Below are 17,758 nucleotides of genomic sequence, written 5' to 3'. Positions count from 1 at the left end.
CGGGCGGTCCCCTCTAGGCCTCTGGCCCGCTCTCCCGCAAGCCTCACCCGACCGAAAGCCCGAACATGACGACTGCCGTAACGTCCTCGCCCCGCGAAACCATGGCGAAACTGCACCGCGCGAGCGAACCCGATGTTCTAAAGCCGTTACTGGAGCGCGCCACGCTGTCTCCCGACTCGCGCAGTCGGGTGCTCGGTCACGCCTCCGGGCTGCTCGCCGATCTGCGCGCGGCGCAGGCCAAGGGGTGGGTCAACCAGTTCCTCCAGGAATATCGGCTCAATTCGTCGGAGGGGATCGCGCTGCTGAGCCTCGCCGAGGCGTTCCTGCGCGTGCCCGACCCCGAGACCGCGGACCTGCTGATCGCGGATAAGCTGGGTGAGGCGGACTGGCGCAACCACACCGGGCGATCGAGCTCGAAGCTGGTCAACATGGCGACCTGGGGCCTCGTCGTCGGGCGGGTGCTGGTCCGCGAGGGCGATGGCGGGCCGTTGCGGCGGCTGATCGCGCGATCGGGCGAACCCTTCGTCCGCCAGGCGGTCGGCGCCGCGATGAAGATGATGGGCGAGATCTTCGTCATGGGCCGCACGATTGACGAGGCGATGCGCCGGATGCGCAAACCCGATCACAAGGGTTTCACCGCGAGCTTCGACATGCTCGGCGAGGCGGCGCGGACCTATGCCGATGCCGACCGCTATTTCCAGGCCTATGTCGGCGCGATCGATGCGGTCGGGCGTGATCCCGCCGCGGGGCATTCGATCTCGGTCAAATTGTCGGCGCTGCACCCGCGCTACGAGGTCGCGAAATGGGACGACTGCGTCCCCGCGCTGACCGAGATGCTCGAGGCGCTGAGCGTCCAGGCGGCGGACAAGGGGATCGCGCTGACCGTCGACGCCGAGGAATCCGAGCGGCTGGAGATGAGCCTCGACATCATCGGGACGATTGCCGGTTTGCCGAGCCTTAGGGGCTGGGACGGGTTCGGGATGGCGGTGCAATCCTACGGCAAGCGCGCGCGCCCGGTCGTGCAATGGGCGAACGATCTCGGGCGAACGATGAACGTGCGCCTGGTCAAGGGCGCCTATTGGGACAGCGAGATCAAGCGCACCCAGGTCGAGGGGCTCGACGATTATCCGTTGTTCACGCGCAAGGCCGCGACCGACGTATCGTATCTGGCGGTGGTGAAGGACATGCTGGCGGCCGAGCATATCCGCCCCGCCTTCGCGAGCCATAACGCGCTGACCGTCGCAACGATCATGGAATGGGCGGGCAACAGCCGCGCGTTCGAATTCCAGCGGCTCCACGGGATGGGCGACGGCTTGTACGAACGGCTGGTCCGCGAACAGGGCTATCATTGCCGGATCTACGCGCCGGTCGGCGGGCATCGCGATCTGCTGGCGTATCTGGTCCGACGGTTGCTCGAGAATGGCGCCAATTCGAGTTTCGTCCACCAACTCGCGGATGAGCGGCTGAGCGAGGAAGAGATCCTCGCCGACCCGGTCGCCAAGATCGCGAGCGTCGGCGGCACGCGGCATCCCTCGATCCCGCTGCCCAAGGATTTATTTTCGCCGGGGCATCGCAATTCGGCGGGGATCGATCTCAACGATCGGGTGGTGCTGGAAACCACCCGCAAGGCGGTAACGACACCGCTTGCTGCTGCTACTTTGCGCGCGAGCGATGGCGCCGGAACGGTCACGGTCGACGACGCGATCACCCGCGCCGATGCGGCATTCCCCGCCTGGACCCGCACCCCGGTCGAGGATCGTGCCGCGTGCCTCGACCGGCTCGCCGACCTGATCGAGGCTAACCGTGACGAACTGATGGCGATCTGCGTCCAGGAGGCATTCAAATCGATTCCCGACGCGATCGGCGAGGTGCGCGAGGCCGCCGATTTCTGCCGCTATTACGCCAACGAAGCACGCAACAACCTGCGTTCGATCGAGTTGCCCGGGCCGACCGGCGAGCGCAACACGCTCCATATCGAGGGGCGCGGCGTGTGGGCGACGATCGCGCCGTGGAATTTCCCGCTCGCGATTTTCGTCGGCCAGACCGTCGCCGCGCTGGTCACCGGCAACACCGTCGTCGCCAAACCCGCGCCGCAAACCCCGCTGATCGCCGCGCGCGCGGTGGCGCTCGCGCATGAGGCGGGGGTGCCGCGCGACGTCGTGATCCTGGTTCCGGGCGGCCCCGAGGTCGGCGCGGCGCTGACCTCCGACCCGCGCATCCAGGGGGTCGCGTTCACCGGGTCGACCGCGACCGCCAAGCGGATCGCACGCACGTTGCTGGAGGACGACGCGCGCGCCATCGTGCCGTTGATCGCGGAGACCGGCGGGATCAACGCGATGATCGTCGATTCGACCGCGCTGTCCGAACAGGTGGTCGCCGACGTCATCGCGTCATCGTTCCGCTCGGCGGGGCAACGCTGTTCGGCGCTGCGGCTGCTGTTGATCCAGGAGGATGTCGCCGAGCACATGATCGCGATGCTCAGCGGCGCGATGGACACGCTGACGCTCGGCGATCCCGGCGATCCCGCGACCGATGTCGGCCCGGTGATCGATCAGGCAGCCTACGATCGGCTGATGGCGTATCGCGATCGCACGCGCAGCCAGTGGGTCAAGACCCTCAACGTCCCCCCCGGTACCGAAGGCCTGTTCGTGCCGCCGACGCTGATCCGGATCGATGCCATCGAAGACCTGAACCAGGAATGGTTCGGCCCGATCCTGCATGTCGCGACCTGGCCCGCGGGCAAGCTGGTCGAAACAATCCGCCGGATCAACGCCAAGGGCTATGGCCTGACGATGGGGCTTCACAGCCGGATCGCGCGCGCCGCCGAGGTCGCGGAGGCGGAGGCGGCGGTCGGCAACCTCTACGTCAACCGCAGCATGATCGGCGCGGTGGTGGGGTCGCAACCCTTCGGCGGCGAGCGTCTGTCGGGGACGGGGCCGAAGGCGGGCGGCCCGCATTACCTCTACCGCTTCTGCGCGGAGCGGGCGGTGTCGATCGACACCACCAGCGCAGGGGGAAATGCGACGTTGCTGAGTTTGGACGAAGGGGGGATGTAGGGCTGGGGACGTAGTGCCGGGGGCAATATTCAGGCATACGCTCGCTTGCAACTCTTGGATTTACATCGACAGCGACGAATGCGCGGGCATCTGGCTAATTGTCCACCAAGTTTGAGAGGGCGGTGAAGCTCGCGGCGTTCCGCATCTGCGCTGCCTCGGCAACTAAACATTAACACCGACCGATTAGCGTACAGTAAATCACTGGAGAACCGCGATGAAGTGCTTCTGGCCATGCCTTCTCGTTGTTGCAATAGCGCAACCTGCTTGGGCAAGCGACAGCGATGCGCCTTATTATGGCCCCATGAAGCGCTGGCATGGGATCGGGTACAAGTTCGGTTACGATGAGCGAACCGAAAAGGACGGTTCGTGGCGGATCGATGCAGCCGTCCACGGTCGCGGCCATGCCATCGACATTGCAATGTACCGGGCTGCGGAGCGTGCGCGGAACGAGGGTTACAGCTATGTCGTCTTCCTGGGCGGTCGAGGGTCGAAGTCGCCGGGAATAGATGCGGCAACAGTCTATGCGCGGCCGAGTCATGAGGCGGCGGCCCCCGCCGGTTGCCGCTCCAATAAAGTCAGCAGCTGCTACACTGCCGATGTGGCGGAGGTGCTGCGCCGCTTCGGCGGACCCGGCGGGAGCCAGCCGGGAGTGGCCGTTGCCGATCATCGCGATCAGTTCGGGCGCCAGGTGTTCCTGTCGGGCTACGGTACTGGCGGAGTCGCCACGCTAGTTCCGGGCGGTCTGCCGCGAAGTCGTGTCGCGACGATCGTCGAAGGCCGGTCGAGCGCCAGCGCAGGCGCGGCAACGCCCATTGCGCCAATCCAGGTTCCCGTGAGCTTGGCGCTTTCCCGCCAGATCGTTTCTATGCGGACATCTTCACCCATTGAGGTTGCACAAGCTCGCGGCGGCGCGACAGTCAGTGCAAGTGATCGGTTCGAACAGGCGCTCAAGGCCAACCAGCCGATACATGGGCGGAATTCTAAGCAGGGGTGGACGATCAGCGACTGAACTGTTTGATAATCCGACGGTGATGCGGTCGGCTCCCGAATGCGGGCTGGTCGCGATGCGCCCCAGTGGGAGGCGCGCCGACGTGGATCATACCCTCATACCTGCTCGCTAGCTTTATCCACGTCGCTCTTCGCCGCGCGCGTGTCCACTGTCCTTACCGGCTGTACCTCCGGACACGGCATGATCATCGTCCCGTCGGGCGCGGCGGTCATCGTGGTCTGGGTCGGGAAAGCGAATTCGATGCCTTCGTCGTTGAAGCGCTTGAGGATCGCGAGGCCCACCGTCGTACGCCCCGCATAAAAGCTCTCGTAATCCGCGCCGCCACTATCGAACTGCAGGTCGAAATCCAGGCTCGAATCGCCGAACCTGGTGAAGCCCGCGCGCACGAAGATGCGGTCGTTCGCCTCGACGATATCCTGCAGGATCTGGGGAATCCGCGCGCAGACCTCCGGCGCGGTCGAATAGATCACCCCGATAGCGAAATGGCAGCGCCGGTGGATCCGCGCGCTGTTGTTGATGATTTCCTTGTCGAGCAGATTCTTGTTCGAAATGATGCGTTTTTCGCCGTCGACGCCGCGGATGCGGGTCGATTTCAGCCCGATTTCCTCGACGCTGCCCGAGGTGTTGTCATAGGTGATCGCGTCGCCACGGCGGAACGGGCGATCGAAGATGATCGCAAGCGCCGCGAACAGGTCGGCGAAGATGCCCTGCGCGGCCAGGCCGATCGCGATGCCGCCGACGCCGAGCCCCGCGATCAGCCCTGTGACGTTGACCCCAAGGTTGCCGAGGACGACGACCAGCGCGATCGCGAACAGCGCGAAGGTGACGAGCAGGCGGATGATCCCCATCGCGCTGCCCAGTGCTTCCCCGGTATATTCTTCGTCGCGGGTGCGATGTTCGATCCCGCCGAGGATCAGTTCGCGCGCCCACACCGCGGCTTGGAACACCGCCGCCACGGTGAAGAGGAAATCGATCGTCGAGGCGACCTGCGACGGCGCGCCCGCATAGCCCGCCACCAGCTTGGCCGCGAGCATGACGATGAAGAAATTGCCGGTTTTCAGGATCGTGCGCCCGAAGATCGCTGGCCACCCCTTGCCGGTCGAACTGCGCGCCGCGAGCCGCGCGCCCAGCCTGCGCCCGGCATGGAGCAGCGCGACGATCGCCGCGCCGATCGCTACCGCAACCAGGAGCTGGAACCAGTGCGACTGAAGCCAGACCTGACTCGACGCGACCAGGCTTTGCGCTTGCTGCTGGACGTTTTGGGGATCGAGGATCGGGATGGAATCGGCGGCCGTGCTGGTGGCGGGCATGCGTCTCTCTTGGTCAGGCGGCCTTGGCAGTGATGCAGGCTACAGGGGGCTTGCCGCGTTCGAGGAACGCGATCAACCCGCGCTCGGTGCGGCTGAGGTGCCGTTTGGCGCGGGGCAGGCGCAGCGCCTTGCGGAATTTGGCCTGCCCCTGCTTAACGAGCGCGATCAGCGAAGGATGCACATAGCTTTTGCGCGCGATCGCCGCGGTGTTGCCGAGCCGCGCGACGACGGGTTCAAGCATCGCCTTCAGGCTGAGGTCGCTTTCGGCCTGCGCCAGCGCCTCGAACGCGGCGACGCTGGCGGCCCAAGTGCGGAAATGCTTGGCAGTGAAATCTTCCCCCGTCGCATCACGGATATAGGTATTAACGTCGGTCGAGCTGACCGGGTGCGCCTCGCCATCCTCGTCGAGCCAGGCGAACAGGTGTTGCTCGTCGAGATCCTGCATCTTCTTGACGAAGCTGGCGAGCGCGCGATCGCTGATCGTCAGTTCGCGCATCTTGCCCGATTTGCCCTTGTACTGGAGCTTGAGCGTCTTGCCCTTGACCTTGGCGTGGCGCTTGCGCAGCGTCGTCGCACCGAAGCTCTTGTTCGCGGTCGCATAGGCCTCGTTGCCGACCCGGATATGGCCGCCATCGAGTAGCCGCACGACCGCGGCGACCGCGCGGTCCTTGGTGAATTTCCGCTGCCTCAGATCGTGTTCGACCTGCTTGCGCAGCTTGGGCAGGCAATGGCCGAAATCGGCGCAGCGTTCGTATTTGGCGGCGTCTTGCGCCTGGCGGAAATCGACGTGATAGCGATATTGCTTGCGCCCCTTCTCGTCCCAGCCGACCGCCTGGATATGCCCGTTGGGCTTGGGATTGAACCACGCATCGGCATAGGCGGGGGGCAGGCCGATCGCGTTCATCCGGTCGATCTCGTCCCGGTCGGTGATGCGGTCGCCCTTGGCGGTCCAATAGCCCCAGCCGCCGCGCATTTTCTTGCGCGTGATTCCGGGCTTGGAATCGTCGGAATAGACAATCTTGGCGGCCAATCGATGCTCCTGCGTAATAACCGCGAAAATGCTCCGCGTGGCGCTTCGTTCCGGAACGGGCGCGCGGGCGACGTGTTGTGCAAGTAACCCCTCACGGAAAAGGAGAACGACCATGGCCGATATCGGCAACGCACGCATTCTGATGATCGCCACCGACGGATTCGAGAACGACGAACTGTTCAAACCGCGCCAGGCGCTGCTCGATGCCGGTGCGACCGTAACGCTCGCCTCGATCAAGACAGGCGAGATTCAGGGCGAGAAGGCGGGTGAAAAGGCCGACACGATCAAGCCCGACATGACGATCGACGATGTCGACACCGACGATTACGACGCGCTGGTGCTGCCGGGCGGGGTCGGCAACCCCGACACGATGCGGATGCAGGAGCGCGCGATCGAGATAGTCACCGAGTTCATGGACGACGACAAGCTTGTCGCCGCGATCTGCCATGCGCCCTGGCTGCTCGCCGAGGCCGATGTGGTCGATGGGCGCACGCTGACCAGCTGGCCGTCGATCCGCACCGACCTCAGCAATGCCGGCGCGACCGTGGTCGACCAGGAAGTCGTCGTCGACGGCAATCTGATCACCAGCCGCAAGCCCGACGATATCCCTGCGTTCAACGCGGCGATCATTAAGGCGTTGACCGAGGAACTGGCGACCGCGTCGGCATAGACCGGCGCCGCCCATGGTGCCCGTTGCCGAACGCTTCCCAAGGAGCGGACGGTAACGGGCTGGGTGTCCCGCCACCGATCACGCGACGCGGGATGCCGCTGACGACCACCAAATTTGCGCACGGCATCGGCATGCTCATCTTGTTTGCGGCGCTGGCGGGGATCATGTACCTGACGCGCAATCTCGACTGGAGCGGCCTGCTCGCCATGCCGCCGACCACTTGATAGAATAGGACGACAATGGCCGAGTTCACCCTGCCCAAGAACAGCAAAGTCTCATCGAAGGGCAAGGTGCACCACGCTCCCGAAGGCGCCAAACGCACGCGCAAGTTCCAGGTCTATCGCTACGATCCCGACAGCGGCGAGAACCCGCGCTACGACATTTTCGAGCTCGACCTCGACGAGACCGGGCCGATGGTGCTCGACGCGCTGATCAAGATGAAGGGGGAGCAGGACAGCTCGCTGACCTTCCGCCGATCGTGCCGCGAAGGGATTTGCGGGTCGTGTTCGATGAACATCGACGGCAAGAACGGCCTCGCGTGCACGACCGCGATCGAGGATTGCAAGTCGACGGTGAAGATCACGCCGCTGCCCGCGATGGACGTGATCAAGGATCTGGTCCCCGATTTCACGCATTTCTATGCGCAATATGCCTCGATCAAGCCGTGGCTCCAGACCGTGACCCCGCCGCCCTCGGGCAAGGAACGGCTCCAGTCGCCGGAGGATCGCAGCAAGCTCGACGGCCTCTACGAATGCATCCTGTGCGCATGCTGCTCGACGAGCTGCCCGAGCTATTGGTGGAACAGCGACAAGTTTCTCGGCCCAGCGATCTTATTGCAGGCGTATCGCTGGCTCGCCGACAGCCGTGACGAGATGACCGGCGACCGGCTCGATCAGCTCGAGGATCCGTTCCGCCTCTATCGCTGCCACACGATCATGAATTGCGCGAACGCGTGCCCCAAGGGTCTCAATCCCGCCAAGGCGATCGCCGAGATCAAGAAGATGGAAGCCGATCGGGTCGTTTGATTGCCGCGTCCGATGGTTTCTGTTCGTCCTGAGCCTGTCGAAGGACATGCCGCCCACGCAACGTTCCCCAAGCGTGCTTCGACAAGCTCAGCACGAACGGAGGTGAGTTGAGTGGCGGAACCTGCCTTCCTCTACGAAGACGATCCAGACCTGCCCGGCTGGAAACGCTGGCAGTTCCGCGATGCGACGCGCTTCAACGCGTTCATCGAGCCGCTTCATGTCCGGATCGAGGGCGACATCGCGCGGGTCCGGATGGACCCGCGGCACCAGCATTCGAACATGCGCGACGCGGTTCACGGCGGCGCGCTGCTCGGCTTCATGGATGTCGCGCTGTTCGCCGCGAGCCGTGGGTTCGGATCGCTCAACGCGGGCGGCGCGGTGACGCTCGATCTGTCAGCGCAGTTCATCGGGATGGGCGCGGTTGGGGTGCCGCTCGAGGCGCGGATCGAACTGCTGCGCGAGACGGGGCGGATGCTGTTCCTGCGCGGGCTCGTCGTCCAGGAGGGGCAGCCGACGATCGCGAGCTTTACCGGGACGCTGAGGAAGATGGGCGCACCGGGAGTTCCAGCTTGAGATATGCCACCCCGGCGGATGCCGGGGCCCAGTTGGGAAGGTTTACCTTCGCGGGTGCCGTGTTCCGTTACTCTGCTCATCTCAACTGGGGCCCGGCGTTCGCCGGGGTGGTTGATTAGGGCATGGCCACCGTCCTCGCCGCCTATACCGCGCTGATTGCCGCTGGCGAACTTCGCGCCGACCCCGAACAGGCCGCCGCGGGGTGCCGTCTCGATGCGCTCGCGGGCGAACTCGAAGCGACTCCAAAACGCGGCAGTCTGCTGTGGCGGCTTGCCGGGCGCAAGCCCGCATCGCCGCGCGGCGTCTATCTGTGGGGCGGGGTGGGACGCGGCAAGTCGATGCTGATGGACCTGTTGTTCGCGAATCTCGACATCCGCCGCAAACGCCGGGTCCACTTCGCCGAATTCATGATCGAGGTCCACGACCGGATCGCGATCGAGCGCCGCAACGAGGCGGGCGATCCGATCGCGCCGGTCGCCCTCGCACTCGCCGAGGAAGCGCGGTTGCTCGCGTTCGACGAGATGATGGTGACCAATTCGCCCGACGCGATGATCCTCAGCCGCCTGTTCACCGCGCTGGTCGAGGCGGGGACGACGATCGTCACCACCTCCAACCGCCCCCCGCGTGACCTCTACAAGGACGGGCTCAACCGCGAACATTTCCTGCCCTTCATCGCGATGATCGAAGACCGGCTCGACGTGTTGCCGCTCAACGGCCCGGTCGATTATCGCCGCGACCGGCTCGGCGCGCAGGACACCTGGCTGGTGCCGAACGGACCCGCAGCCACCGCGCAGCTCTCCGCCGCGTTCTTCCGCTTGACCGATTATCCGCCCGAGGACAGCGCCCATGTTCCGGCCGAAGAACTCACCGTACAGGGTCGCGTCCTGCGCGTCCCTAAATCGCTCAAGGGTGTCGCGGTGTTCTCGTTCCGCAAGCTGTGCGGCGAGGCGCGCGGTGCGGCGGATTATCTCGCGATCGCACGGCGGTTCCACACCGTGATCCTGGTCGGCATCCCGGTGCTCGGTGCCGACCAGCGCAACGAGGCGGCGCGGTTCGTCGCGCTGATCGACGCGCTCTACGAACATCGCGTCAAGCTGCTCGCCGCGGCCGACGCCGAGCCCGATGCGCTCTATCCCGCTGGCGATGGCAATTTCGAATTCCAGCGGACCGTCAGCCGGCTCGAAGAGATGCGCTCGGAGGCGTATCTGGCGACGGGCCACGGCGCAATGTAGCGCGTCCTGACCGGTTGTTAAGCACTCGCGTGCCAGATCGGCGCCATGGATCTACGTCGCCAGCCCGCCTTGGACGTCGTGCGCGGGATCGCTATCTCGCTCGTGCTGCTGTTCCATCTGCATTTCGCGACCGGGATCGCTGCGCTTGATCGGGTGATCCGACCGATCGTCGAGGTCGGCTGGGTGGGGGTGGACCTATTCTTCGTGCTGAGCGGCTTTCTGGTCGGGCGGATCATCCTGGCCGAATGCGTGGCCACCGGCGGGTTCGACCGCGCGAAATTCATCAAGCGCCGCATCCTGAGGCTATGGCCGGTCCTGTTCCTGTATCTGGCGGCGCTGGTCCTGCTGGGAGGCGCCAAGGGGTTCGCGCTCGTGGTGCCGGTGTTGCTCCACGTCCAGAATTACGCCGTCCATGTTCCAAGCCACCTCTGGTCGCTGGCCGTCGAAGAACAATTCTATTTGGTCGTGGCTTTAGCGCTGCCGTGGTTGGTGACGCGGCACGGCGCGCGCGGGGTGGTGGTCGCGCTGGTGGCGGTGATCGTGGCCAGCACGAGCCTACGGCTGCTCGCGTGGTCGGACGGCGTCGATCCACGCGCATTGCAGTGGCAGACCCAATATCGCGCCGACGGCCTCGCGCTTGGCGTGCTCTTCGCTTGGATCGAACGATATCGGCCTACCCTTTTCTCGGCGCTGGTTCGGCGGCGCGCCCGCAACGTTGCGCTGGCGATGCTCGGGTATGCGGTATTGGTCGGGTTGGGGACATCGGCGTTGCGGTTCGGCCCGGGATTGATCGCCGCGGATGTCGGCAGCGCGGCGCTGATCCTGGCCTTTCATCATGCCGCCACGCCGGCGTCGACGCGCTGGCTCGCGATGCTGGGCGCGGTCGCCTATCCGCTCTACATCTGGCACCCCAGCATTGGACAGGTCGGCCATGAGATCGCGCGCGAGGTCGGCCTGAAGGCGCCGTCGGGCGTGTTCGGAATCGCATTCGGTACGTCTGTGCTGGTTGCGGCGTTGATCTCCGCACTGATCGAGCGCCCCTTCATGCGGCTACGAGAGCGTCCTCGCAGCGCCGCGCGCGCTGCCCATGTGACAATTATTGATACTGAGAACTACTATCAATAATAACGGCTGAGCCTCCTCTTTAGCGGTTGCCCCGATGGCAGGATGCGCCTATGCGGCGTGACCAATCACCCCTGCAATGGAGACGGATTGGATGGCTCGCAAGAAGATCGCGCTGATCGGCGCCGGTAACATCGGCGGTACGCTCGCGCACCTCGCGGCATTGAAAGGGTTGGGCGATGTCGTCCTGTTCGACGTCGCCGAGGGGCTGCCGCAGGGCAAGGCACTCGATCTGTCGCAGTGCGGCCCGGTCGAGGGCTTTTCGTCGACGATCACCGGATCGAACGATTACGCCGATATCGCGGGGGCCGACGTCATCATCGTCACCGCCGGCGTCGCGCGCAAGCCCGGCATGAGCCGCGACGATTTGCTCGGCATCAACCTCAAGGTGATGAAGGCGGTCGGCGAGGGGATCAAGCACAACGCGCCGGACGCGTTCGTGATCTGCATCACCAATCCCTTGGACGCGATGGTGTGGGCGCTGCGCGAATTCTCCGGCTTGCCGTATCACATGGTCGTCGGCATGGCGGGCGTGCTCGACAGCTCGCGGTTCAGCCACTTCCTGGCGGACGAATTCCAGGTCTCGGTCAAGGATGTCACCAGCTTCGTGCTCGGCGGCCATGGCGACACGATGGTTCCAGTGATCGCCTATTCGACCGTGTCGGGTATCCCGGTCCCCGATCTGATCGCGATGGGCATGTCGACGCAGGACAGGATCGACGCGATCATCAAGCGCACCCGCGGCGGCGGCGGCGAGATCGTCGCGCTGCTGAAGACGGGTTCGGCCTATTACGCGCCCGCGACCAGCGGCATCGCGATGGCGGAGGCGTATCTGTACGACCAGAAGCGCGTGCTGCCGTGTGCGGCGTACGTGTCGGGTGAATACGGCGTCGATGGGCTGTACGTCGGCGTGCCCGTTATGCTGGGCGCGGGCGGGGTCGAGAAGATCGTCGAGATCAAACTCGACGATGAGGCCAAGGGTAACCTCGGCGTGTCGGTAGACGCGGTGAAGGAGCTGATCGAGGCGTGCAAGGGGATCGATGCGTCGCTGACGTGAGGCTCTGAAAAAAAACTCCTCCCCGGCGAACGCCGGGGTCCAGTGGGGAGCGCCCGCGATGAATGGACCGGCCTATGTCTATATCATGGCCAATCATCGCAACGGCACGATCTATCTCGGATCGACGACGAACTTGCCGAAGCGGGCATGGGAGCATCGCAACGGCGTCGTCGAGGGATTTACGAAGCGATACGGCTGTCATCTTCTCGTCTGGTACGAGACCCACGACAGCTGGGAAGCGGCGCGGCAGCTTGAGCGGCAGATGAAGGAGTGGAGGCGGAACTGGAAAGTGCAGGAGATCGAAGGCGAAAATCCCGACTGGGATGATTTATACGATCGAATCGCACGACCATGACCACCTTCCCAACTGGACCCCGGCGTTCGCCGGGGCGGTAAGGATAAAGATCGAATGAGCATCCTCGTCGACAAGAACACCAAGGTCATTACGCAAGGGATGACCGGCAATACCGGCAGCTTTCATACCCAGGCGGCGCTGGATTACGGCACGCAGATGGTCGCGGGGGTGACGCCGGGCAAGGGCGGCACGACGCATCTCGGCCTGCCGAACTACAACACCGTCGCCGAGGCGATGCACGCGACCGGCGCGACCGCGTCGGTGGTGTATGTGCCGCCCCCCTTCGCGGGTGATTCGATCCTCGAGGCGATCGACGCCGAGGTGCCGCTGATCGTGTGCATCACCGAAGGCATTCCGGTGCTCGACATGGTCAAGGTCAAGCGCGCGCTGTCGGGATCGAAGTCGCGGCTGATCGGGCCGAACTGCCCGGGCGTGCTGACGCCGGGCGAGTGCAAGATCGGGATCATGCCGGGGTCGATTTTCAAAAAGGGCTCGGTCGGCGTCGTGTCGCGGTCGGGGACGCTGACCTATGAGGCGGTGTTCCAGACCAGCAACGCGGGCCTCGGCCAGACCACCGCGGTCGGGATCGGCGGCGATCCGGTCAACGGCACCAACTTCATCGACGTGCTCGAGTTGTTTCTGGCGGACGAGGCGACCAAGTCGATCATCATGATCGGCGAGATCGGCGGCGATGCCGAGGAGCAGGCCGCGCAATTCCTGATCGACGAGGCCAAGCGTGGCCGCAAGAAGCCGATGGCGGGCTTTATCGCGGGCCGAACCGCGCCCCCCGGGCGGCGGATGGGCCATGCGGGCGCGATCGTGTCGGGCGGCAAGGGCGATGCGGAAAGCAAGATCGCGGCGATGGAAGCCGCCGGGATCAAGGTGTCGGCGAGCCCGTCCGAGCTCGGCGAGACGTTGTTGGCTGTGTTGAACGGCTGAGTTGTGCTCCCGCGCAGGCGGGAGTCCAGACTGGGTCCCCGCCTTCGCGGGGACACAAGGAGTGGCGTGATGGGCTACGAAGGCCAGGATTTCAGCGAGATCGCCGCGGGTGTCAGCCCGGGGTTCGTCGAGGCGCTGTATGCGAAATACAAGACCGCGCCCGACGGCGTCGAGGCGGGATGGCGCGAGTTTTTCGACGGGCTCGAAGGATCGATGTCGGGGCCGAGCTGGGGCAACCCAGCGTGGCCGCCAGCGACCACCGACGATCTCACCGCCGCGCTCGATCCGACCCAGATGGAGCCCGCGCCCAAGCCGCCAAAGGGCGGCAAGCCCGCGCCCGCAACCGCGCCCGCGCCCGATCAAGATGCGGTGATCCGCGCGGCGAGCGATTCGATCCGCGCGATGATGCTGATCCGCACCTATCGCGTGCGGGGTCACCTCGCCTCGAACCTCGACCCGTTGAACCTGTCGGGGCTACGCGAGCTGCCGCAGGACCTGCGCACCGAGTATCATGGCTTTTCCGACGCCGACATCGATCGCAAGGTCTACCTCGGCGGTGCGCTCGGGTTCGAATGGGCGACCGTCCGCGACCTCGTCGACACGCTGCGGCGCAATTATTGCGGCAACGTCGGCCTCGAATATATGCACATCGCCGATGTCGACGAGCGCCGCTTCCTGCAGGAGCGGATGGAGGGCAAGGACAAGGCGATCGAGTTCACCCCGCTCGGCAAGAAGGCGATCCTCAACAAGGTGATCGAGGCCGAACAATGGGAGAAATTCCTCGGCCGCAAATATGTCGGAACCAAGCGGTTCGGGCTCGACGGCGGCGAATCGATGATCCCCGCGCTCGAAAGCGTGATCAAATATGGCGGCGCGATGGGGGTGCGCGAGATCGTGTTCGGGATGGCGCATCGCGGGCGATTGAACGTACTGTCGAACGTGATGGCCAAGCCGTTCCGGATCATCTTCCACGAATTCGGCGGTGGCTCCGACAACCCCGACGATGTCGCGGGATCGGGGGACGTCAAATACCACCTCGGCACCAGCACCGACCGCGAATTCGACGGGATCAAGGTCCACATGTCGCTCGTCGCCAACCCGTCGCATCTCGAGGCGGAGGACCCCGTCGTGCTCGGCAAGACCCGCGCGATCCAGACGATCGCGGGCGATCTCGCCAAGCATGAGATGGCGCTGCCCGTGCTGATCCACGGCGATGCAGCGTTCGCGGGGCAGGGGATCGTGTGGGAATGCCTCGGCTTCTCGGGCATCCGCGGCTACAATACCGGTGGCTGCATCCACTTCGTCATCAACAACCAGATCGGCTTCACGACCAGTCCGCAGTTCGCGCGCTCGTCACCCTATCCGTCGGACGTCGCCAAGGGCGTCCAGGCGCCGATTTTCCACGTCAACGGCGACGATCCCGAAGCGGTGACCTTCGCGACCAAGATGGCGATCGAATATCGCCAGTGCTTCCACCGCGACGTCGTGATCGACATGTGGTGCTATCGCCGTTTCGGCCACAACGAGGGCGACGAGCCGAGCTTCACCCAGCCGCTGATGTATCAGGCGATCAAGACGCACCCGCCGGTCTCCGAAATCTACGGCAAGCGGCTGATCGCGGAAGGCGTGGTCGACGCGGCGTGGATCGACGATAATTCGAAACAATATGTGACGCTGCTCGAAGGCGAGTTCGAGGCGGGCGCGGGCTACAAGCCGAACCGTGCCGACTGGTTCGCGGGGCGCTGGTCGGGGCTCCATGCCCCCGCCGACGCCGAAACCGCGCGGCGCAACGTCGAGACCGGAATCGACAAGAAGCTGTTCGATTCGCTCGGTCGCACGCTGACCAGCGTCCCCGACAGCATCCAGATCCACAAGACGCTCAGCCGCGTGCTCGATGCCAAGCGCGAGATGTTCGCGAGCGCCACAAACTTCGACTGGGCGACCGGCGAGGCGCTCGCATTCGGTGCGTTGCTGTCGGAGGGCTATGGTGTCCGCCTGTCGGGCCAGGATTCGGGGCGCGGCACCTTCAGCCAGCGCCACGCGGTCTGGGTCGACCAGACCGACGAGCACAAGTTCGTACCATTGCAGGCGATCGAGCACGGCAATTTCGAGGTGCTCGATTCGCCCTTGAGCGAATATGGCGTGCTCGGGTTCGAATATGGCTATGCGCTCGCCGACCCCAAGACGTTGGTGCTATGGGAAGCGCAGTTCGGCGATTTTTCGAACGGCGCGCAGATCATGATCGATCAGTTCATCGCCAGTGGTGAGGCCAAGTGGCTCCGCGCCAACGGGCTCGTGATGCTGTTGCCGCATGGCTATGAGGGGCAGGGGCCGGAGCATAGTTCGGCACGACCCGAACGCTTCCTGCAATTGTGCGCGCAGGACAATATGCAGGTCGCCAACTGTACCACCCCCGCCAATTACTTCCACCTGCTGCGGCGGCAGATGCACCGCAATTTCCGCAAACCGCTGATCATCATGACGCCGAAATCGCTGCTGCGGCACAAGCTGGCAGTGAGCGCGGCGGCGGATTTCCAGGGCGACAGCCATTTCAAGCGCATCCTGTCGGACACCAACGGCGCCGCGGACGCCGATACCCGGCGGCTGGTCCTGTGTTCGGGCAAGGTTGCCTATGACCTGATCGAGGCGCGCAACGCGGCGGGGGATACGCACACGCAGATCGTCCGGATCGAACAGCTCTATCCCTTCCCGGGCGAGCCGCTCGCTGCGCGCGTCAAGAAGCTGCCCGCGCTCGAAGAGGTCGTCTGGGCGCAGGAGGAGCCGAAGAACAACGGCTATTGGACCTTTGTCGAGCCGCTGATCGAAGAAGCGTTGGCTGCGGCGAAGGGCAAGGTCGCGCGCGCTCGCTATGCGGGCCGCGCGGCGGCGGCGAGCCCGGCAACGGGGTTGATGAAGCGCCACCAACTCGAACAGGCCGCGCTCGTCGCCGACGCGCTCGGTCACAATGTCCGCGACGAATTCCGGCGCGCGAAGAAGAATTAACCCCCCTCCTGTTCACCCGCGAAGGCGGGTGTCCAGTCTGGGCTCCCGCCTTCGCGGGAGCACATGAAGGTAGACGAAGATGGCAACCGAAGTTCTCGTACCAACGCTCGGCGAATCGATCACCGAGGCCACGCTTGGCGAATGGCTGAAACAGCCCGGTGATACGGTCGCCGCCGACGAACCGATCGCGAGCCTCGAAACCGACAAGGTCTCGATCGAGGTGCCGTCTCCCGTCGCGGGAACGATGGGCGAACACGCGGTGAAGGTCGGCGACACGGTCGAGGTCGGCGGCATGCTCGCGACGATCGACGCGGGCGGCGCCGCACCCAAGCAGGCGTCGGCCCCGCAGCCCGCGGTGACCGAAATCCCCACCAGCGGCGGCGGCCCGGCGGACGGTGCGGGCTATGGTGATCAGCCCGGCGCGTCCTCCACAGATAGCGCGGCCGCCGACGGCCCCGCCGCGCTCTCCCCCTCGGTGCGCCGCGCGGTGCTCGAACACGGGGTTGATCCCGCGACGATCAAGGGATCGGGCAGGGACGGCCGGATTACCAAGGAAGACGTCGTTGCCGCCGCGCAGAAGCCGGCTCCGGCTCCCGCCGCGGCTGCTGCGGCCCCCACCGCTGCGGCGCCCGCCTCGACCGGTGATCGCAAGGAGGAGCGCGTCCGTATGACGCGGCTGCGCCAGACCATCGCGCGCCGCCTGAAGGAAGCGCAGAACACCGCCGCGCTGCTGACGACGTTCAACGATGTCGACATGAACGCGGTCATCGCGGCACGCACCAAGTACAAGGAACTGTTCGAAAAGAAGCACGGCGTTCGCCTCGGCTTCATGGGCTTCTTCGTGAAGGCCGCGTGCATGGCGCTGAAGGATATTCCCAACGTCAACGCCTCGATCGACGGCGACGACATCGTCTATCATGATTACGCCGATATCTCGGTCGCGGTGTCGTCGCCCGGCGGGCTAGTCGTTCCCGTCATCCGCGATGCCGACCAGATGAGCGTCGCAGAGGTCGAAAAGACGATCGGCGATTTCGGTCGCCGCGCCAAATCGGGCGAGCTCAAGATGGACGAGATGAAGGGCGGCACCTTCACCATCTCGAACGGCGGCGTGTTCGGCAGCCTGATGTCGACCCCGATCATCAACCCGCCGCAGTCGGCGGTGCTCGGGCTCCACCGGATCGAGGATCGCGCGGTGGTGATCGACGGCCAGGTCGTGGTGCGACCGATGATGTATCTGGCGCTAAGCTACGACCATCGCCTGATCGACGGGCGCGAGGCGGTGACGTTCCTCGTCGCGCTGAAAAATGCGATCGAGGACCCGACGCGGATTTTGATCGACCTTTGATCGGGAAGGAAAATACCTACATCCGTTCGTGC

Annotated in this window: 15 protein-coding genes; 13 read left to right on the top strand and 2 right to left on the bottom strand. The window is 65.0% G+C overall.

The window, feature by feature from the left end; all coding sequences use genetic code 11:
- Window positions 1-101: 101 nt before the first annotated feature.
- Together putA and EAH84_RS00510 are read left to right on the top strand one after the other, a co-directional pair.
- Window positions 102-3,056, top strand: a complete 2,955-nt coding sequence (gene putA / locus EAH84_RS00515) for a bifunctional proline dehydrogenase/L-glutamate gamma-semialdehyde dehydrogenase PutA (protein WP_425326433.1) — start codon at window positions 102-104, stop codon at window positions 3,054-3,056.
- A gap of 301 nt (window positions 3,057-3,357) precedes the next feature.
- Window positions 3,358-4,065, top strand: a complete 708-nt coding sequence (locus tag EAH84_RS00510) for a hypothetical protein (protein ID WP_241656388.1) — start codon at window positions 3,358-3,360, stop codon at window positions 4,063-4,065.
- Window positions 4,066-4,160: 95 nt separating this feature from the next.
- Here the strand turns inward: EAH84_RS00510 and EAH84_RS00505 are convergent, their stop codons facing one another.
- The gene (locus tag EAH84_RS00505) at window positions 4,161-5,375 is read right to left on the bottom strand and encodes a mechanosensitive ion channel family protein (RefSeq protein ID WP_140866104.1); all 1,215 of its coding nucleotides are present in this window, start codon (window positions 5,373-5,375) and stop codon (window positions 4,161-4,163) included.
- A 13-nt stretch (window positions 5,376-5,388) separates the two neighbouring features.
- Window positions 5,389-6,348, bottom strand: coding sequence for a DNA topoisomerase IB (locus EAH84_RS00500; protein WP_140867234.1), 960 nt, complete (start codon window positions 6,346-6,348; stop codon window positions 5,389-5,391).
- A 169-nt stretch (window positions 6,349-6,517) separates the two neighbouring features.
- On the opposite strand from EAH84_RS00500, the gene EAH84_RS00495 reads away from it, so the two are divergent.
- The 11 genes from EAH84_RS00495 to odhB all read left to right on the top strand — a co-directional run bounded on the left by EAH84_RS00495 (window position 6,518) and on the right by odhB (window position 17,726).
- Window positions 6,518-7,075: a type 1 glutamine amidotransferase domain-containing protein gene (locus tag EAH84_RS00495; RefSeq protein ID WP_140866101.1), complete on the top strand. Its 558-nt coding sequence runs from the start codon at window positions 6,518-6,520 to the stop codon at window positions 7,073-7,075.
- 92 nt (window positions 7,076-7,167) lie between these two features.
- Window positions 7,168-7,299: a cell envelope integrity protein CreD gene (locus EAH84_RS16495; RefSeq protein ID WP_140866098.1), complete on the top strand. Its 132-nt coding sequence runs from the start codon at window positions 7,168-7,170 to the stop codon at window positions 7,297-7,299.
- Window positions 7,300-7,314: 15 nt separating this feature from the next.
- Window positions 7,315-8,100: a succinate dehydrogenase iron-sulfur subunit gene (locus EAH84_RS00485; protein ID WP_140866096.1), complete on the top strand. Its 786-nt coding sequence runs from the start codon at window positions 7,315-7,317 to the stop codon at window positions 8,098-8,100.
- A gap of 111 nt (window positions 8,101-8,211) precedes the next feature.
- Window positions 8,212-8,673: a PaaI family thioesterase gene (locus EAH84_RS00480; RefSeq protein ID WP_140866093.1), complete on the top strand. Its 462-nt coding sequence runs from the start codon at window positions 8,212-8,214 to the stop codon at window positions 8,671-8,673.
- 122 nt (window positions 8,674-8,795) lie between these two features.
- Window positions 8,796-9,905 (top strand): cell division protein ZapE, encoded by a 1,110-nt coding sequence (zapE, locus tag EAH84_RS00475; RefSeq protein WP_140866091.1) that lies wholly within the window; start codon window positions 8,796-8,798, stop codon window positions 9,903-9,905.
- Between the two features lie 45 nt (window positions 9,906-9,950).
- The gene (locus EAH84_RS00470) at window positions 9,951-11,030 is read left to right on the top strand and encodes an acyltransferase family protein (RefSeq protein WP_140866089.1); all 1,080 of its coding nucleotides are present in this window, start codon (window positions 9,951-9,953) and stop codon (window positions 11,028-11,030) included.
- A 91-nt stretch (window positions 11,031-11,121) separates the two neighbouring features.
- Window positions 11,122-12,084, top strand: a complete 963-nt coding sequence (gene mdh, locus EAH84_RS00465) for a malate dehydrogenase (protein WP_140866087.1) — start codon at window positions 11,122-11,124, stop codon at window positions 12,082-12,084.
- Window positions 12,085-12,142: 58 nt separating this feature from the next.
- On the top strand, window positions 12,143-12,439 hold the full coding sequence (locus EAH84_RS00460; RefSeq protein WP_140866084.1) for a GIY-YIG nuclease family protein: 297 nt from the start codon (window positions 12,143-12,145) through the stop codon (window positions 12,437-12,439).
- 54 nt (window positions 12,440-12,493) lie between these two features.
- A complete protein-coding gene (sucD, locus tag EAH84_RS00455) occupies window positions 12,494-13,378 on the top strand; it encodes a succinate--CoA ligase subunit alpha (RefSeq protein ID WP_140866082.1) in 885 nt (294 codons plus the stop codon).
- A gap of 69 nt (window positions 13,379-13,447) precedes the next feature.
- Entirely contained in the window at window positions 13,448-16,381 is a 2,934-nt protein-coding gene (locus tag EAH84_RS00450) for a 2-oxoglutarate dehydrogenase E1 component (RefSeq protein WP_140866079.1), read from the top strand.
- A 79-nt stretch (window positions 16,382-16,460) separates the two neighbouring features.
- Window positions 16,461-17,726, top strand: a complete 1,266-nt coding sequence (gene odhB / locus EAH84_RS00445) for a 2-oxoglutarate dehydrogenase complex dihydrolipoyllysine-residue succinyltransferase (protein ID WP_140866076.1) — start codon at window positions 16,461-16,463, stop codon at window positions 17,724-17,726.
- Window positions 17,727-17,758 lie beyond the last annotated feature (32 nt).

Source organism: Sphingomonas oligophenolica, assembly GCF_006438955.1.
Taxonomy (GTDB): domain Bacteria; phylum Pseudomonadota; class Alphaproteobacteria; order Sphingomonadales; family Sphingomonadaceae; genus Sphingomonas; species Sphingomonas oligophenolica_A.
The sequence above is the reverse complement of the archived record's forward strand: the minus strand, read 5'-3'. Positions and strand labels throughout refer to the sequence as shown.